Raw genomic sequence first — 15733 nt, 5'->3', positions numbered from 1 at the left:
CCGTCGCCGAACGCCTCCTGCAACCAACCCGAATGGTGGTGCGAAAACTCACCTGCCGACAATGCCGAAGCATCCGGCCGACCATTCCTATTAGGTTTTGCTCCCGGTGGGGTTTGCCATGCGTCCCGCATTGCTGAAGGACCGGTGCGCTCTTACCGCACCCTTTCACCCTTACCGGATGGCTTGCGCGATCCGGCGGTATCCTTTCTGTGGCACTTTCCCTAGGGTCGCCCCCGCCAGACGTTATCTGGCACCGTGTTTCCGTGGAGCCCGGACTTTCCTCCCCGATTGCAAGCAATCAGGGCAGCCATCCGGCCATCTGGTGATCGGGATGTAGGTCACATCATTGATGGCGTCAAGAAAAAGCGATGCGGCTTAGGTTGCTTAGCCGGCAATCGCGCTGGTCAGGACCTTGGCAATGGCAACGCATTCGCCGTCGACCTTGCCGGAAATATCGTTTTGGCGCCAGTGACGCTGGAAGGCGATGGTGCGTTTGGTCCGGTCTTCTTTGCTGGCTGCCGGGCCATAGCCGATGGCATCAAGCAGGGCATGAAATTCGTCCGGGTTGGCTGGCGCTTCGATCATGTCGGAAGGGATGCCCGGAATGCCACCGCATCCGGGCCAAAGCCCAATGCCGTTTTCAGCCAGTTGCTGCCATGGGAAAAGTTCGCCCGGATCGTCCTTGCGGTTCGGGGCCATATCCGAATGACCAATGATCCGGCTTGCCGGAATGTCATGGCGCGCAAGGATATCATTGGTCAGGTCGATAACCGATTTAATCTGAATTTCGGGGAAGGGGCGGTAGCCATATTCATGCCCGGGATTGACGATCTCGATCCCGACGGAATGGGAATTTACATCCCGGCATTCCTGCCACACCCCGACGCCCGCATGCCATGCGCGCTTTTCTTCGTCCACCAGCCCAAAGATGCGGCCATCTTCCTCGATCAGGTAGTGCGAGGAAACAGAACTGTCCGGGTCACACAGGCGATCAAGTGCGGCTTGGCCTGATTGCATCCCGGTGTAATGCAAAACCAATATGTCAATTGGGCAGCCATCAGGGCGGTCACCTAAATTGGGGGAGGGATGGGAAATGATGCATCCCTGCAAGCTGTTGTTATGCAAGTCGTTCCCCATTGGGATCAGTCCATCCCTTGTGCTTTGCGCTGTACCGGCTTGCGCAGCATGATGACAGCCACACCGCACAGAACAACGATACTGCCGATAATTTTAAGCAGCGAGAACTGTTCGTCAAATACAACGAGCGAGCCGATAACACTGACCACGGGTGCCAGAAGCATCCAGGGAACCACCACATTCACATCCTGAGTTTTCAGCAAGTGATACCAAAAACCATAGGCAACGATAGAAGACATCACGACGGTAAATGTCAGGTTGGCCCACGCCACCCAGCTTGCTTCGGCAATCGCCTGAAAGGCATGTGGTTCAAAGATCAGTGACAAGACCAATAGTTGCGGCGCTGCCATCAACGCCATCCAGCCATTAAGCTGAAAGGTGTCGATGTCGCCCAGTTTCTTGATCATGACATTGGCAACCGCCCACATGAAGGATGCAAACACCACGAGTAACAGCGGCAATTGCAGCTCTGTCATGGTCGGATCCCAGAACATGATGGTCACACCGATAAAGGCCAGTGCCATGCCCGAAAGCCGTTTCCATCCCAGTCGATCATTAAAGAAATAGGTCGCAAGCATAGATGAAAACGGTACGCCCAGAAGGATGATGACGGCGACTGGACCCGCATCAATCATCGACAGGGCATAAAACAGAACGCCAAAATGCAGTCCGCCGAATGTTACCGAAATAAGCGCGAGTTTTCCGATACGCCCCCGCGGTACCTGTGTGAATGGAATCAACAGGATCGCCACGGCTGCAAAACGCATCGCGGTCAGAATAAAGGGCGGAATTTCGCCAACCGCGCCTTTGACGGTCAGCATATTCACCCCCCAGATGACGGCGACAGTAAAGGCCATAAGCAAGGCTTTGATCGGCATGACGAGGCCTTTCGGTAAAAGGGGCGGTATCGACATCAAGGATATCAGACAGATGGTCAAGCCCGCCCACTTTTTAGACGGCCTCTAATCCCTTGATCCGATGTTTTGGCGCGAAGCACAAATGAGTTGTTCTCAACTCTGGCCTAAACTGTCACGAAATGGTTTGGCTTCGGGTTAACCCTGACCAAGTTCTTCGCGCAGCATTTCAAGCTCGAGCCAGCGTTCTTCCGAGGATTCCAGTTCCGCACGGGCAGCATCCAGACGGTCCACCTTCTTCTGGAAGCCGTCCGGGTCCTTGGTGAACAGGTCACTATCAGAAAGCGCGTCCTCAAGAGTTGCGATTTCGCTTTCGAGTTTGGCCATGGCATCTGGCAGGTTATCGTATTCGCGCTGGTCCTTATAGCTCAGCTTGCCAGATGGCTTTGACTTGGGCGCGCTGGCCTGCGCTGTTTTCTTGACCTGTTTCGCAGCAGTTTTTTCTTCCTTGGCCGCCTCGGCGCGCGACAATTTGCGCTGGGCGATATAGTCGGAATAACCACCAGCATATTCGATAGCAGTCCCATCGCCTTCCATCACGATGGAGGATGTGACCACGCGATCAAGGAAATCACGATCGTGGCTTACCAGAAGAAGCGTGCCTTCATAGTCGCTCAGCATTTCCTGAAGCAGATCGAGCGTATCCATATCCAGATCGTTGGTCGGCTCATCCATGATCAGAAGATTGGTCGGCTTTGCCAATTGCTTGGCCAGCAATAACCGATTGCGTTCACCGCCCGAAAGCGCGCCAACCGGGCTTCGCGCCTGTTTTTCATCAAACAGGAAATCACGCAGATAGCTGACCACATGGCGCGGATTGCCACGTACCATGACCTGATCACCGCCAACATCACACAACGTATCCCAAAGGGTTTTGTCGTCATCAAGGGCGGCGCGTTTCTGATCGAAGTAACTCGGATTAAGGTTGGTGCCGATCTTGATCGTGCCACTGTCGGGTTCAAGCTGGCCGGTCAGCATCTTCAAAAGCGTGGTTTTACCCGCCCCGTTCGGGCCGATAATGCCAACCTTGTCGCCGCGCATGATGCGGGTGGAAAAGTCCGATATGATCGGGCGGTCACCAAACGACTTGGCAATGTCAGTGGCTTCGATCACGACCTTGCCCGATGATTCACCGGCATCTGCCGCAAGCGATACATTGCCAATACGGTCAACCTGTTGGGAACGCTGCGCGCGCATGTCATAAAGCCGGCGCAGGCGACCCTGGTTACGTTTGCGGCGCGCGGAAATACCCTGTACCGACCAGACGGTTTCCTGTGCAATCAGCTTATCAAGTTTGGCGCGTTCCTCGGCTTCCTTGCGATAGATTTCCTCGGACCATTCCTCGAACTTGGCAAAGTTGATCGCACCTTGATGCATCACACCGCGATCCAGCCACAGCACGCCATTGGACACGGCATTGAGGAAGGCACGGTCGTGCGAGATCACGACAACAGCACCACGGAAATTCTTGATCTCGCCTTCAAGCCATTCAATCGTCGGCAGATCAAGGTGGTTGGTCGGCTCATCAAGCAACAGGACCTGTGGGTCCGCAATCAAGGCGCGCGCGATGGCTGCCCGGCGGCCTTCACCGCCTGAAAGCTGCTTGGGATCGGATTTCGGATCGATATCGACCGATGCCAGCAACATGTCGGAGCGATAGGAATATTCCTCTTCGTGCTCGTCCAAGGCCGAAAGAACAAAATCCTCGACCGTGTCATAGCCGTCGAATTTCGGTTCCTGATTAAGATAGGCCACCTTGCAGCCCGGCTGAACAAAACGTTCGCCACCGTCCGGTTCTATTTCACCGGCAATGATTTTCAGCAAAGTCGATTTTCCGCCACCGTTACGCCCGACAAGGCACAGTCGATCACGATCCCCGATGGCAAACGACACATCGGAAAACAAATCGTTCCCGCCAAAGGTCAGGTGAATGTCATTTATATTGATCAGCGGTGGCGCCATGGAAAAACCGATAAGCTTGAAAGTTTAAATCCGGTCACAATAACCGGCCCCCTGCAAACAGCAAATCAGGCGCTGGTGCAAGGGAAATCATCTGTTGACGGGGCAGATCTGGCGGGCGGATGTATTCGGGGCCGGTTATCTGATGCCACGTTCCTTACGGATCTGATCCCAAGCAGCATTGATCCGCGCCATCTTTTCATTGGCCTGTTCGATGAACTCGGGCGGCATGCCCTTGGCCATAAGGGTATCAGGGTGGTTTTCGCGCGACAATTTGCGATGTGCCGATTTCAGATCGTCGTCACTGGCATCACGGGTCAGACCAAGCTGTTCATAGGGATCCGGTCCATTTGATGCGGTAAACGCATGATGGACACGGTCAAAATCAACATCGGCAAAGCCAAAGATATGGGCGACCTTTTTGAGGTAATTCTGTTCTGCCGGATGGAGTTCACCATCGGCCATGGCAATCTGATAGAGCGCCTCAAGCACGCCTTCAAGGATTGCGCGCTCGCCACGAAACATGGTGGCCATCTGTTGGGCATAAATCTCAAAACCGTCAGATGACTTGCGTGCCATATCAAATATGCGGCCGACATTCTTCTCTTCGCCCGGCGGGATATGAAACACGCGTTTGAAAGTGTTGATTTCATCGCGACTGACATGGCCATCGGCCTTGGCCATCTTGGCGGCCAGCACGATCACGCCAGTGGCAAAAGCGATTTGTCTGGTATCAGGGCCCCCGATATGAGGGCCGCTTGCGCTTTTACTGTGCTTGAGTTTGTCAACGACGTGGCCAGCTGCCGCGCCAAGAATTGCACCCAGTGGTCCGCCCAAGGCAAAACCTGCTGTGCCACCAATTATTTTACCCCAGATGCTCATGGGTGATCATTGCCCTGTTTGTAGTTTCACTGCGAAGCACCATATCCCAATGAATAGGTGCCACGCGCTAGCCAGAGCACAAACATAGTGTGCACCCGTTAAAAGGAAATGCCATAATTTCGGAGAGGGTATGTCCAAAGGTAGAGGGAATTAATAATTAGTCTATACTTTAGTGTTTAGATATCTACTGATGGTAGAATGTTATACGGTGAAGAAATACCGAAATAAAGAAAACTGAAGTAAGAAGTGGGGTGGAAAATGTCTTTCTTGTCGCGCATGAAGCTGCTTTACCAGATATCGCTGCTTAGTCTTGTAGCGTTGGTGATTTTCGCCATCGTTGGGGCGACGCAGTTCATTGCCGATCAGCAGCGTCAGTCTGCACAGGTGATCGCCAAGGATGCGAGTGAGGATTCCCAAGTTGTCGGGGACGTTGCGCGGGCCTTTCTTGATGCCCGCCGTCACGAGAAAGATTTCGTTCTTCGAAAACGTGAAGAATATGTCGTCGCCCATGGTGAGGCCGCGGCTGCAATTCGCGCCGGGTTGGAAAAACTTTCGGGGCGTGAAGAACTCGGCGCACTTCTTGAACAGGTCAATCAGGTGCAGTCAGCAGTTGATAATTATGTTGTCGAATTCGCGACTGTCGTAGAACTACAGCGCAAGGTCGGACTGGATAAGAGTTCCGGATTGCTGGGGGAGATGCGCAATGCGGCCTCAGAAGTCGAAGGTGCCCTTGGCGAAGTTGCCAAGCTGGAAGCGATGTTGGGGTTGACCAACACCAAGGATTTGTCGATTGCGCTGCTAGAAATGCGCCGCGACGAAAAGGACTTTCTGGCGCGTCTTGATCCGGCCTATGTCCAAAGCGTCGAAGAGAATGCAAAACAGTTTTCTGCGGCTCTTGAGCGCGCAGGCAGCATCAAGGATGACAAGAAAGAACAACTCGGCAACCTGATGAAATCCTATGTAGAGGATTTCAAAACGCTTGCTGCGGCAGCCCTTGAGCGCGAGGAATCCCTGAAGCGTCTGAGTACCTATTACGCGGCGGTCGAACCCATTCTCGATACTCTGCGCGTTGAAGTTCAGACGGTTGCGGAAAACATGCAATCGCGGGCTGAGGAAATCGCACATACAGGGGTTCAGGTTACCTTTGCGATCTTTATCGCTGGCGCGATAATCATGGTTTTGCTGTCATTTGTTTTGGCGCGTGCCATTGTGCGGGCGATCACCGGCCTGACAGCAAAGATGGCCCGACTGGCCAAAAACGACTTTGATGTCAAGCTTGATGAGGCCGACCGCAAGGACGAAATCGGTGAAATGGCCCGCTCTGTGATGGTGTTCCGTGAAAACGGGTTAGAGCGTCAGAAACTTGAAGCCCAACAACGCGAGCTTGATGAAAAACAACGCCAGCGCATTGAACAGCAGGAAAAACACATCCGCGAGTTTGATGATGACGTTGTCGCGATGATGAGCGAGGTCGGCACCGCGGTTCAACAATTGCACTCCGTGTCGGAAGCTTTGCGCAATAGTGCGGCCACGGCCAATGAACAGTCCACGACTGTTTCCGCAGGCAGCGAGGAAGCATCATCAAATGTGCAACTTGTGGCCACAGCCGCGACCGAGCTTTCCGCATCCATTCATGAAATCGCCGGACAGATCAGCGATACCTCCAATATGGCCAACAGCGCCAGTGAACGTGCCCAAACAACCAATGACGACATTCAGGGTTTGAACGCTGCTGCTGTGCGGATCGGCGAGGTCATCAGTCTGATCAGCGATATTGCCGAACAGACGAACCTTCTGGCACTGAATGCAACGATTGAGGCGGCGCGGGCCGGTGATGCCGGCAAAGGGTTTGCGGTCGTCGCCAGCGAAGTCAAGAACCTTGCCAATCAGACTGCCAAGGCGACCGAGGATATCTCAAGCCAGATTAACGATATTCAGCAGGCAACCCAATCAGCAGTCGATGCGATTGACGGCATCGTGCAAATGATCGCCGATATAAGCGAGCGGGCCTCGGCCGTGGCGGCTGCTGTCGAGCAACAGACTGTCGCTACGAGCGAAATTTCCCAGAATGTTGAACAGGCTGCATCTGCCACCAGCGAAATTTCAAATGCCATGCAAGGCGTTTCGACTGCGGTGGCCGAAACGAGCGAGGCGGCCAACGACGTGCGCGGGTCGGCTGACAACCTTGGCCGTCAAAGCGACGGGCTTAGCGAACGCATCGACAGCTTCCTTGCCAGAATGCGCTCGATCTCCTGAGGCAATTGGCAAGGCTATGAGTATGGAGACAAGGGGGAAGAGTGATCTTCCCCCTTGTTTTGTTTCGACTGAAAACAAATGTGACTCACAGGCAAGACGAAACAACGGGCGCGCCAATTCAGCTGGCTTGGCGACAAATACTGCAGGTGGGCACATTTGAACGATCGATCTGCATCGTAATCAAGCTGTGCGACTTCTCAGAAGCGACGATTTCAAGCCCTTGGATGTCTTCAATTCGTTTTGAATTTTATCTGCGCTGATGACTAAGCCGAGTGTCGTAGCATCAACGCGATCAATCTCTGTGGGGCTGAGATGAATTTTCTTTCCAGAATGAGGCTTCTTTATCAAATATCCCTGATCGGTGCCGTGTCACTTGTAATATTTGTTGTGGTCGGTGGGGTTCAATTTGCAGCCGAGCATCAAAGACGATCTGCGCAATCAATTGCCGATATGACCCTTGATAACAGGTTGGTCGCGGATGCTATTTCAAAGGACTTCCTGAACGCCCGCCGGCGAGAGAAAGACTTTCTTCTGCGCAAAGATGAAAAGTACGTTGCTCAGCATGCGGATGTCGTTGCCAGTGTTATCGCGGGACTTGAACAATTGTCGCGCGAACCAAGTCTTGGGGCGTTTGATGCGCAGATCTCCCAAATTGAAACAGCTTTTGCGAATTACACAGCGAAGTTTGCCACGGTTGTCGAACTGCAGCGGGATATCGGCTTGAACGAAGAAGAGGGCCTTTTGGGGCGCCTTCGTGGATCAGTACACAATGTCGAAGAGGCGCTTAAGAAATACAACGCAGATAATCTGACAGTGATCATGTTGATGATGCGCCGCCACGAGAAAGATTTTCTCGCCCGGCTTGATCCAAAATATGTTGGGCGCATTGATGATCGTCTTGCAGAGTTCGGGCCAGCTTTGGCTGCATTAGCTATTCCAGCAGACGACAAGGCAAGAATCTCAGACCTCATGAAGTCGTATGTAACTGACTTCAAAGCGCTTTCAGCCAAAATCCTTCAGCGCGAGGAAGAACTGGGATTTCTTTCTGCATTCTACGCGGAAGCCGAACCAATTCTTGATGATATCAGTTTGGCGATTGGCTCTATCGCAGCAGCGGAAAAGCAGCGTGCCGAACAAATCGCCGCGACCAGCCTTACAGTAACTATTGTCATGTATGTCGCAGGCATTGTTGCGCTGCTGGGGCTCTCGCTTTTGTTGTCAGGTGCAATCGTCAGGGCTATTTCGGGCCTGACAGGCAAAATGACCCGGTTAGCTGACAACGATTTTGATGTCGAAATCAATGAAGTGAACCGTTCCGACGAAATCGGCGAGATGGGGCGTGCCGTGCGTGTATTCCGCGAGAACGGGATAGAGCGAGCCAAACTCGAAGAGGCCCAGCGTGCTCAGGATGAACGACGTCGCAAGCGGATGGAAATCCAGGAGCAGTACATCAAAGAATTCGACGAGGCCGTTGTTGCCGTGATGTCAGATGTTGGGTCTGCGGTCGAGCAACTTCATCAGGTCTCAAACGTCTTGCGTGACAGTGCCAAAACCGCAACCGATCAATCAATGGCAGTATCATCGGGAGCCGAGGAAGCATCATCAAATGTTCAGCTTGTTGCTACGGCGGCGACGGAGCTGTCCGCATCCATTAACGAGATTTCCGGGCAAGTCACGGAAACCTCAAACATGGCTGTTTCAGCAACTGAACGTGCGCGCAGTACGAACGACAATATTCAGGGGCTAAATGACTCCGCAATCAAGATTGGCGAGGTCATCAGCCTGATCAGCGATATTGCCGAACAGACGAACCTTCTGGCACTGAATGCAACGATTGAGGCTGCCCGTGCTGGTGATGCAGGCAAAGGCTTTGCTGTTGTTGCAAGCGAGGTCAAAAACCTCGCCAAACAGACAGGTAAGGCAACTGAAGATATTACCAGTCAGATCAACGATATTCAGGAGGCCACTGGACTTGCCGTCGACGCAATTGACGAGATTGTCAAAATGATCTCCGATATCAGTGAACGCGCCTCAGCCGTTGCTGCTGCGGTCGAGGAGCAAACAGTTGCCACAAGCGAAATTTCGCAAAATGTCGAACAGGCGGCATCGGGGACCGAGGCAATATCGTCGGCAATGCAAGGCGTTTCGGCAGCGGTCGGAGAAACGAATGCTGCAGCAGGTGATGTCAATGATGCGGCCAATAATCTCGGGACGCAAAGTGGTGATCTTCGATCCCAGATTGACGGTTTCCTGGAACGTATGCGGGCACTTTAATGACGAATTGTCGATAAGTATAAGGCAGCAGGGGTTTGCCCTGCTGCCTTTATCAAGATAAAATGCCGACAAACTTGCAGTGATATTGGTTAAAAATAGCTGCAATACCTCATCATACAGGACAACGGGGAACGTCGGATGGCTGATAAAACACGTATCGTCTCATCGTCACATCTTGTCTCGGAACGCGCCGCCGAGCTTTCGGAACTTGAATTTGCGCTGATCCTGTCAGGCAATGCGTTTAACCGATGGATGGTGCGGTGCATGCGTGCGGCCGGTATGCCTGATGTGTCGGTTCTCGATATTCTGGTGCTGCACAATGTTAATTCGCGCGAACGGGAAAAAAGTCTGTCTGAGGTGTGCTTTGTCCTTAATGTCGAGGACAGCCATCTTGTGAACTACTCGCTCAAAAAGCTTCGCAAACTGGGTTTGGTCGAAGGGGTTAAGCGCGGCAAGGAAGTGCATTACGCAACCACGGCCGATGGGCGCGATATGTGTGAGAAATATCGTCAGGTACGTGAAGACTGTCTTGTTGAAACCTTCCAGCGTCTGGGAGTGAACAGCGAAGAAGTCGGTGATGTTGCCAAAACCCTGCGTGCAATCTCGGGCGTGTATGATCAGGCATCACGGGCGGCAAGTTCGATCTAGGTGCCCAAAGCGATCACGTTGCAGATTTTACTTTATTGATCCTAAAAAAGTTGCGGGCGGCAGTTGATATCGACTGCCGCCCGTTTTCTTTGGTTTAACAAACGCTTAGAGATCTTCAGTCCATTTTCTGACAGTTTTTGGGTTGCAGTTTTTGCATGGTAGTTATGAATCAACATTGACAATTTATCGGTAAAATGTGATCAATGTGTCGGGAGGCTACATTGGAGTCTCGATACGCGTAAACGTGTATCGGCTTGCATCACACACAGGGAGACTTGAGAAATGTTGAAAAAAGCACTTTCTACCGTCGCAGTTGCAGCGATCACCATGTCGGCTGGCTTTGCATCGGCTGAAGAAACCTGGGATATGGCGACCCCGTATCCTGACGCGACTTTCCACACCCAGAACATCATCGAATTTGCCAAGGACGTGAATGAGGCATCTGGTGGCGAACTGAGCATCACCGTTCATTCCGGTGGTTCGCTGTTCAAGCATGCAGATATCAAACGTTCGGTTCAGCGTGGCCTGATCCCGATCGGCGAAACCCTGATTTCGCTGCTGGCCAACGAAAACCCGATTTACACCGTTGATGCGATCCCGTTCCTGGCGACTTCCTATGAAGGTGCCAAGAAGCTTTGGGAAGTTTCACGTCCGGGCATTGAAGCGGCTCTGGCAGAAGACGGCCTTAAAGTTCTTTATGCTGTTCCGTGGCCGGCTCAGGGCCTTTACACCGCAGACGAAGTCAACAGCGTTGCTGACCTCGAAGGTGTCAAGTTCCGTGCCTATAACGCGACCACGTCCGAACTGGCGTCGCTCACCGGCATGGTTGCTACCCAGGTTGAAGTTCCGGAAATCCCGACCGCATTCGCAACCGGCATTGTCGAGGCAATGATCACCTCGCCGTCGACCGGTGCGAACTCCAAGGCCTGGGACTTTGTTTCCAACTTCTACGACGTTCAGGCATGGTTGCCGAAAAACATGGTTGTCGTAAGCGAAAGCGCATTTGACGGCCTGTCAGCAGACGTTCAGGCCGCTGTTCTTGAAGCGGCAGCCAAAGCTGAGACCCGCGGTTGGGAAATGAGCATGGCAGAAGCCGAAGCCAAGAAGAAAATCCTGGCTGAAAACGGCATGAACGTTGCTGCACCGAGTGCAGAACTCAAAGACGGTCTGGCAGAAGCTGGTGACAAAATGGTCGCCGGTTGGCTGGAAAAAACCGGCGACGAAGGCAAAGCAATCGTCGACGCGTTCAAGAACTGATCATCAGTACTTGCCATTTGTCGGGGCCGGACGGTTTTCGTCTTCCGTTCGGTCCCGGACAATCCGCACATTTTAATGCTACTGTCCGTTGATTGCGATAGTTCGCTTTGGGAATGATCGTTGGCGGAAAGGGGGACTGCTGTGCGCAGACTGCTAGACTATTTGTTCAAATTCAGCGCCGTTTTGGCGGCCGCGTTTTTGGTAATCATTGCTCTGCTGATTTTGGCTCAGTCGCTGGGGCGTCTCGTCGGGATCGCCGTGCATGACGCCAACGAACTGGCAGGGTTTTCGCTGGCTGCCGGTACGTTCCTTGCCCTTGGTCCGGCCTTGCGTGCCGGAACCCACATCCGGGTCATGATCGTTCTTTCGCACCTTAAAGGGCGCGCCCGCCGTACAATCGAGGCAATCACCTTGCTGGCTGCGATCTATCTTGCCGGTTACTTCGCCTGGTGGATGGCGGTTCTGGCACAGGAAAGCTTTTCATACGGTGATACGTCGCCGGGCGTTCTGGCTTTCCCGCTATGGATCCCGCAAACCGCCATGGCTTTCGGACTTGTTGTCTTCACCATTGCCCTGCTCGAAGCGTTTGTTGACCTTCTGGCTGGCCGCGAACCCGCTTTTGTTGGCGGCGAAGCAAACGAATTGAACGAGTAGGGGGCGGTCATGGACGTACTTCAAATTGGTCTTATCCTGATGGGCCTGCTGTTCCTGTTTCTGGGCGCTGGTCTGTGGGTTGCACTTGCACTTTTTGCCATTGGCGTTTTTGCCATTGATGTTTTCACCAGTGCACAAACCGGTCCCATCATCGCGACCACAGCATGGTCAAGCCTTGCGACCTGGTCCTTGGCACCGCTGCCGCTGTTTATCTGGATGGGTGAAATCCTGTTTCGGTCCCGCCTTTCAGAAGACATGTTCACCGGGCTTGCCCCGTGGCTGAACAAGCTTCCGGGCCGTTTGTTGCATGTAAACATTCTGGGCTGCGGTATCTTTGCTGCAGTGTCGGGGTCTTCGGCCGCGACAGCGGCCACCATCGGGCGCATGTCGATCCCTGAACTTCGTAAACAGGGCTATGCCGATAGCCTGATCCTGGGCACGCTTGCCGGGTCCGGCACGCTGGGTCTTTTGATCCCGCCGTCGATTATCCTGATTGTTTATGGTGTCTCGGCCGAGCTTTCCATCGCTCGTCTGTTCATTGCCGGTGTTATTCCCGGCGCCATGCTGATCATCATGTTCATGAGCTTCGTTGGCATCTGGGCCACGATCAACAAGGACAAGATGCCAGCCGCCGAACCCAGCATTCCGTTTGCCGAAAAAATTCGCGCATCCGGTCGTCTGATCCCGGTCATCCTTCTGATCGCGGCTGTGATCGGCTCGATCTATGGCGGGGTTGCCACCCCGACCGAGGCTGCGGCCTTTGGCGTGGTTGGTGCGCTGATCCTGTCGGGTCTTAGTGGTTCGCTTTCAAAGGAAAGCCTGCTTGATGGCATTATGGGGGCGACCCGCACATCCTGCATGATCTGCTTTATCCTTGCAGGGGCCGCAGTGTTGACCGTTGCCATGGGCTTTACCGGGGTGCCGCGTGAACTGGCCGCATGGATTGCCCATATGGATCTGTCGCCATATGCGTTGCTGGCGGCCCTCACCGTCTTCTTTGTGGTCCTTGGCTGTTTCCTTGACGGGATTTCGGTGGTGGTTCTGACCACCTCGGTGATCCTGCCTATGGTGCAGGCGGCAGGTATCGATCTGTTGTGGTTTGGCATCTATGTGGTGCTGGTGGTCGAAATGTCGCAGATCACACCACCGGTCGGCTTTAACCTTTTTGTTCTGCAAGGACTGACAGGCAAGAACCTGTTCAAGATTGCAGTTTCCGCTTTGCCATTCTTCTTCTTGCTGTTGTTTGCAGCGCTTTTGATCACCGTTTTCCCGGGGATCGTCACATGGCTGCCAACGCAAATGAGTGGCTAACAGTTCATTATTTGAACTGACCAAAATACTCGAATTTTCTGAATACAGATGCCTGAAGGAGTGCGCATCATGGCACCGCTCGACCAAAAATCGCCCAACTCGCAGACGACTGGACAGCCAAAATGGCAGTTCTGGATCGATCGCGGCGGCACTTTTACCGATATCGTTGCCCGCAAGCCCAATGGCGCGCTTGTCACCCACAAGCTGCTGTCGGAAAACCCCGAGCGTTATAAAGACGCCGCCATTCAGGGCATCCGCGAATTGCTTGAAGTCCCGGCAGAAGAGAAAATTCCAGCCGAGAAAATCGAAGCCGTCAAAATGGGCACAACGGTTGCAACCAACGCCCTTCTCGAACGCAAAGGCGACCGCACTGTTCTGGTCACCAACAAAGGCTTCCGCGATGCGCTGCGTCTGGCCTATCAGAACCGCCCGCGTCTGTTTGATCGCAACATCATCCTGCCTGAAACGCTTTATGAAACCGTGATCGAGACCGCTGGCCGTTTTGACGCGCAGGGCAAAGAGCTCGAAGGGATGGACCTTGATGCCCTGCGGGCGGACTTGCAGAAAGTCTATGACAGCGGCATTCGCGCCTGTGCCATCGTGTTCATGCATGGTTATCGCTATACCGCCCATGAACTGGCGGCTGAAAAGGTTGCGCGTGACATCGGCTTTACCCAGGTGTCCGTCAGCCATCAGGTCAGCCCGTTGATGAAGCTGGTCTCGCGCGGGGATACCACCGTGGTTGATGCCTATTTGTCGCCGATCCTGCGTCGTTATGTCGAACAGGTTGCCGGTGAGCTGGGCGGTGTGAAACTGATGTTCATGCAATCCAATGGTGGTCTGACCGATGCCGTCAAGTTCCAGGGCAAGGACGCGATCCTGTCTGGGCCGGCTGGCGGGGTTGTCGGCATGGTCCGTACCGCTGAAATGGATGGCTACAAACAGGTCATCGGTTTTGATATGGGCGGCACATCGACCGATGTTTCGCACTATGACGGCGAATACGAACGCGATTTTGAAACCCAGGTTGCCGGTGTGCGCATGCGCGCACCGATGATGAAAATCCACACGGTTGCGGCCGGTGGCGGCTCGATCCTGCATTTTGATGGTGCGCGTTTCCGCGTTGGCCCGGACAGTGCCGGTGCAAATCCTGGGCCTGCGGCCTATCGCCGTGGCGGTCCGCTGGCGGTGACTGATATCAACGTCATGCTGGGCAAGGTCCAGCCGGACTTCTTCCCGAATGTTTTTGGCCCCGAAGGTGACGAACCGCTCAATGCCGAAGCCGTCCGCAAGGGTTTCGAAGACATGGCGGCCGATATCGAAAAGAACACTGGTCAGGTCCGCACACCCGAAGAAGTCGCCGAGGGTTTCCTGCGCATTGCCGTTGAAAACATGGCAAACGCCATCAAGCAGATTTCCGTGCAGCGCGGCTATGATGTCAGCGACTATATTCTGCAGTGCTTTGGCGGTGCGGGTGGTCAGCATGCCTGTCAGGTTGCCGATACCCTTGGCATGACCAAGGTCTTTGTTCATCCGTTCGCCGGCGTTCTGTCGGCCTATGGCATGGGCTTGGCCGATATCCGTGCCATGCGTGAACAGGCCGTCGAAGGCCAGCTCGCCGCTGAAGGCTTGGCTGATCTCGATAAGCAGCTTGACGCTCTGGCGGTCGATGCTTTGGCTGAACTCAAAGAGCAGGGCATCGGGGATGACAAGATCCGCCTGCTGAAACGTCTTCATCTGCGCTATGACGGTACCGACACCCCGCTGATCGTTGATTTCGGTGATGTCGATGTCATCAAGGCCCAGTTCGAAGAGCAACACAAACAGCGTTACGGCTTTGTCATGAGCGAAAAGCCGCTCGTGGTTGAGGCCGTCGCGGTTGAAGCCATTGGTGAAACCCAAAGTCTCCCGGCGTCGTCAACTGAACTTGATGGTGCGGAAGTCATGCTCAAGCCACTTGCGACCCGTCCGGTCGTATTTGATGGCAAAACCGAACAGACCCCGTTCTACAAACGTGAAAACCTGAAACCGGGTGCGACTGTGCGTGGTCCGGCGGTGATTGTGGAGCCGGTCGGCACCACCGTGATTGATCCGGGTTGGGAAGCCAAGGTAAATGGTCTTGATCATCTGATCCTGACCCGCGTTGTCGCGATGAAACGGACTGAAGCGATTGGTACCCAGGCCGATCCGGTGATGCTTGAAGTGTTCAACAACCTGTTCATGAACATTGCCGAACAGATGGGTGTGACCCTTGCCAACACCTCATATTCCGTGAACATCAAGGAACGTCTGGACTTCTCGTGTGCGGTGTTTGATCAGGAAGGCCTTCTGATCGCCAACGCCCCGCATATGCCCGTCCACCTTGGTTCGATGGGTGAATCGGTTCAGGCCGTGATTAAAAACAACGCCGGGAAAATGAAGCCGGGCGATGTTTATATGCT

The 15733-nt window shown here is 53.8% G+C and carries 11 protein-coding genes and 1 other RNA gene; 7 read left to right on the top strand and 5 right to left on the bottom strand.

Features of this window, described 5'->3' with window-relative positions; all coding sequences use genetic code 11:
- The 5 genes from rnpB to B2R48_RS06465 all read right to left on the bottom strand — a co-directional run.
- Positions 1–323: RNase P RNA component class A (rnpB, locus tag B2R48_RS06485), an RNA gene on the bottom strand; the annotation flags it as partial.
- 61 nt (positions 324–384) lie between these two features.
- Positions 385–1137: an N-acetylmuramoyl-L-alanine amidase gene (locus B2R48_RS06480; protein ID WP_296998884.1), complete on the bottom strand. Its 753-nt coding sequence runs from the start codon at positions 1135–1137 to the stop codon at positions 385–387.
- Positions 1138–1142: 5 nt separating this feature from the next.
- Entirely contained in the window at positions 1143–2015 is an 873-nt protein-coding gene (locus B2R48_RS06475; protein WP_213473874.1) for a DMT family transporter, read from the bottom strand.
- Between the two features lie 174 nt (positions 2016–2189).
- Positions 2190–4013 (bottom strand): ATP-binding cassette domain-containing protein, encoded by a 1824-nt coding sequence (locus B2R48_RS06470; RefSeq protein WP_213473875.1) that lies wholly within the window; start codon positions 4011–4013, stop codon positions 2190–2192.
- Positions 4014–4148: 135 nt separating this feature from the next.
- Positions 4149–4892, bottom strand: a complete 744-nt coding sequence (locus B2R48_RS06465; protein WP_296998880.1) for a TerB family tellurite resistance protein — start codon at positions 4890–4892, stop codon at positions 4149–4151.
- Between the two features lie 258 nt (positions 4893–5150).
- Between B2R48_RS06465 and B2R48_RS06460 the strand changes: the two genes are divergently transcribed.
- The 7 genes from B2R48_RS06460 to B2R48_RS06430 form a co-directional block, all read left to right on the top strand.
- A complete protein-coding gene (locus B2R48_RS06460; protein ID WP_084272058.1) occupies positions 5151–7148 on the top strand; it encodes a methyl-accepting chemotaxis protein in 1998 nt (665 codons plus the stop codon).
- 366 nt (positions 7149–7514) lie between these two features.
- Complete coding sequence (locus B2R48_RS06455; protein WP_296998876.1) at positions 7515–9422, top strand: methyl-accepting chemotaxis protein; 1908 nt, start codon at positions 7515–7517, stop codon at positions 9420–9422.
- Positions 9423–9560: 138 nt separating this feature from the next.
- Positions 9561–10070, top strand: coding sequence for a winged helix DNA-binding protein (locus tag B2R48_RS06450; protein ID WP_062956251.1), 510 nt, complete (start codon positions 9561–9563; stop codon positions 10068–10070).
- Between the two features lie 282 nt (positions 10071–10352).
- Entirely contained in the window at positions 10353–11327 is a 975-nt protein-coding gene (locus B2R48_RS06445; protein ID WP_213473878.1) for a TRAP transporter substrate-binding protein, read from the top strand.
- A 141-nt stretch (positions 11328–11468) separates the two neighbouring features.
- Positions 11469–11981: a TRAP transporter small permease gene (locus B2R48_RS06440; protein ID WP_296998872.1), complete on the top strand. Its 513-nt coding sequence runs from the start codon at positions 11469–11471 to the stop codon at positions 11979–11981.
- Between the two features lie 9 nt (positions 11982–11990).
- A complete protein-coding gene (locus B2R48_RS06435) occupies positions 11991–13292 on the top strand; it encodes a TRAP transporter large permease (RefSeq protein ID WP_062956248.1) in 1302 nt (433 codons plus the stop codon).
- A 69-nt stretch (positions 13293–13361) separates the two neighbouring features.
- Positions 13362–15733 (top strand): hydantoinase/oxoprolinase family protein (locus B2R48_RS06430; protein ID WP_296998869.1); only part of this gene is annotated, 2372 nt, incomplete at its 3' end.

The sequence above is a fragment of the Thalassospira sp. UBA848 genome (assembly GCF_002295455.1).
In the GTDB taxonomy this organism is placed as follows: Bacteria; Pseudomonadota; Alphaproteobacteria; order Rhodospirillales; family Thalassospiraceae; genus Thalassospira.
The sequence above is the reverse complement of the archived record's forward strand: the minus strand, read 5'-3'. Positions and strand labels throughout refer to the sequence as shown.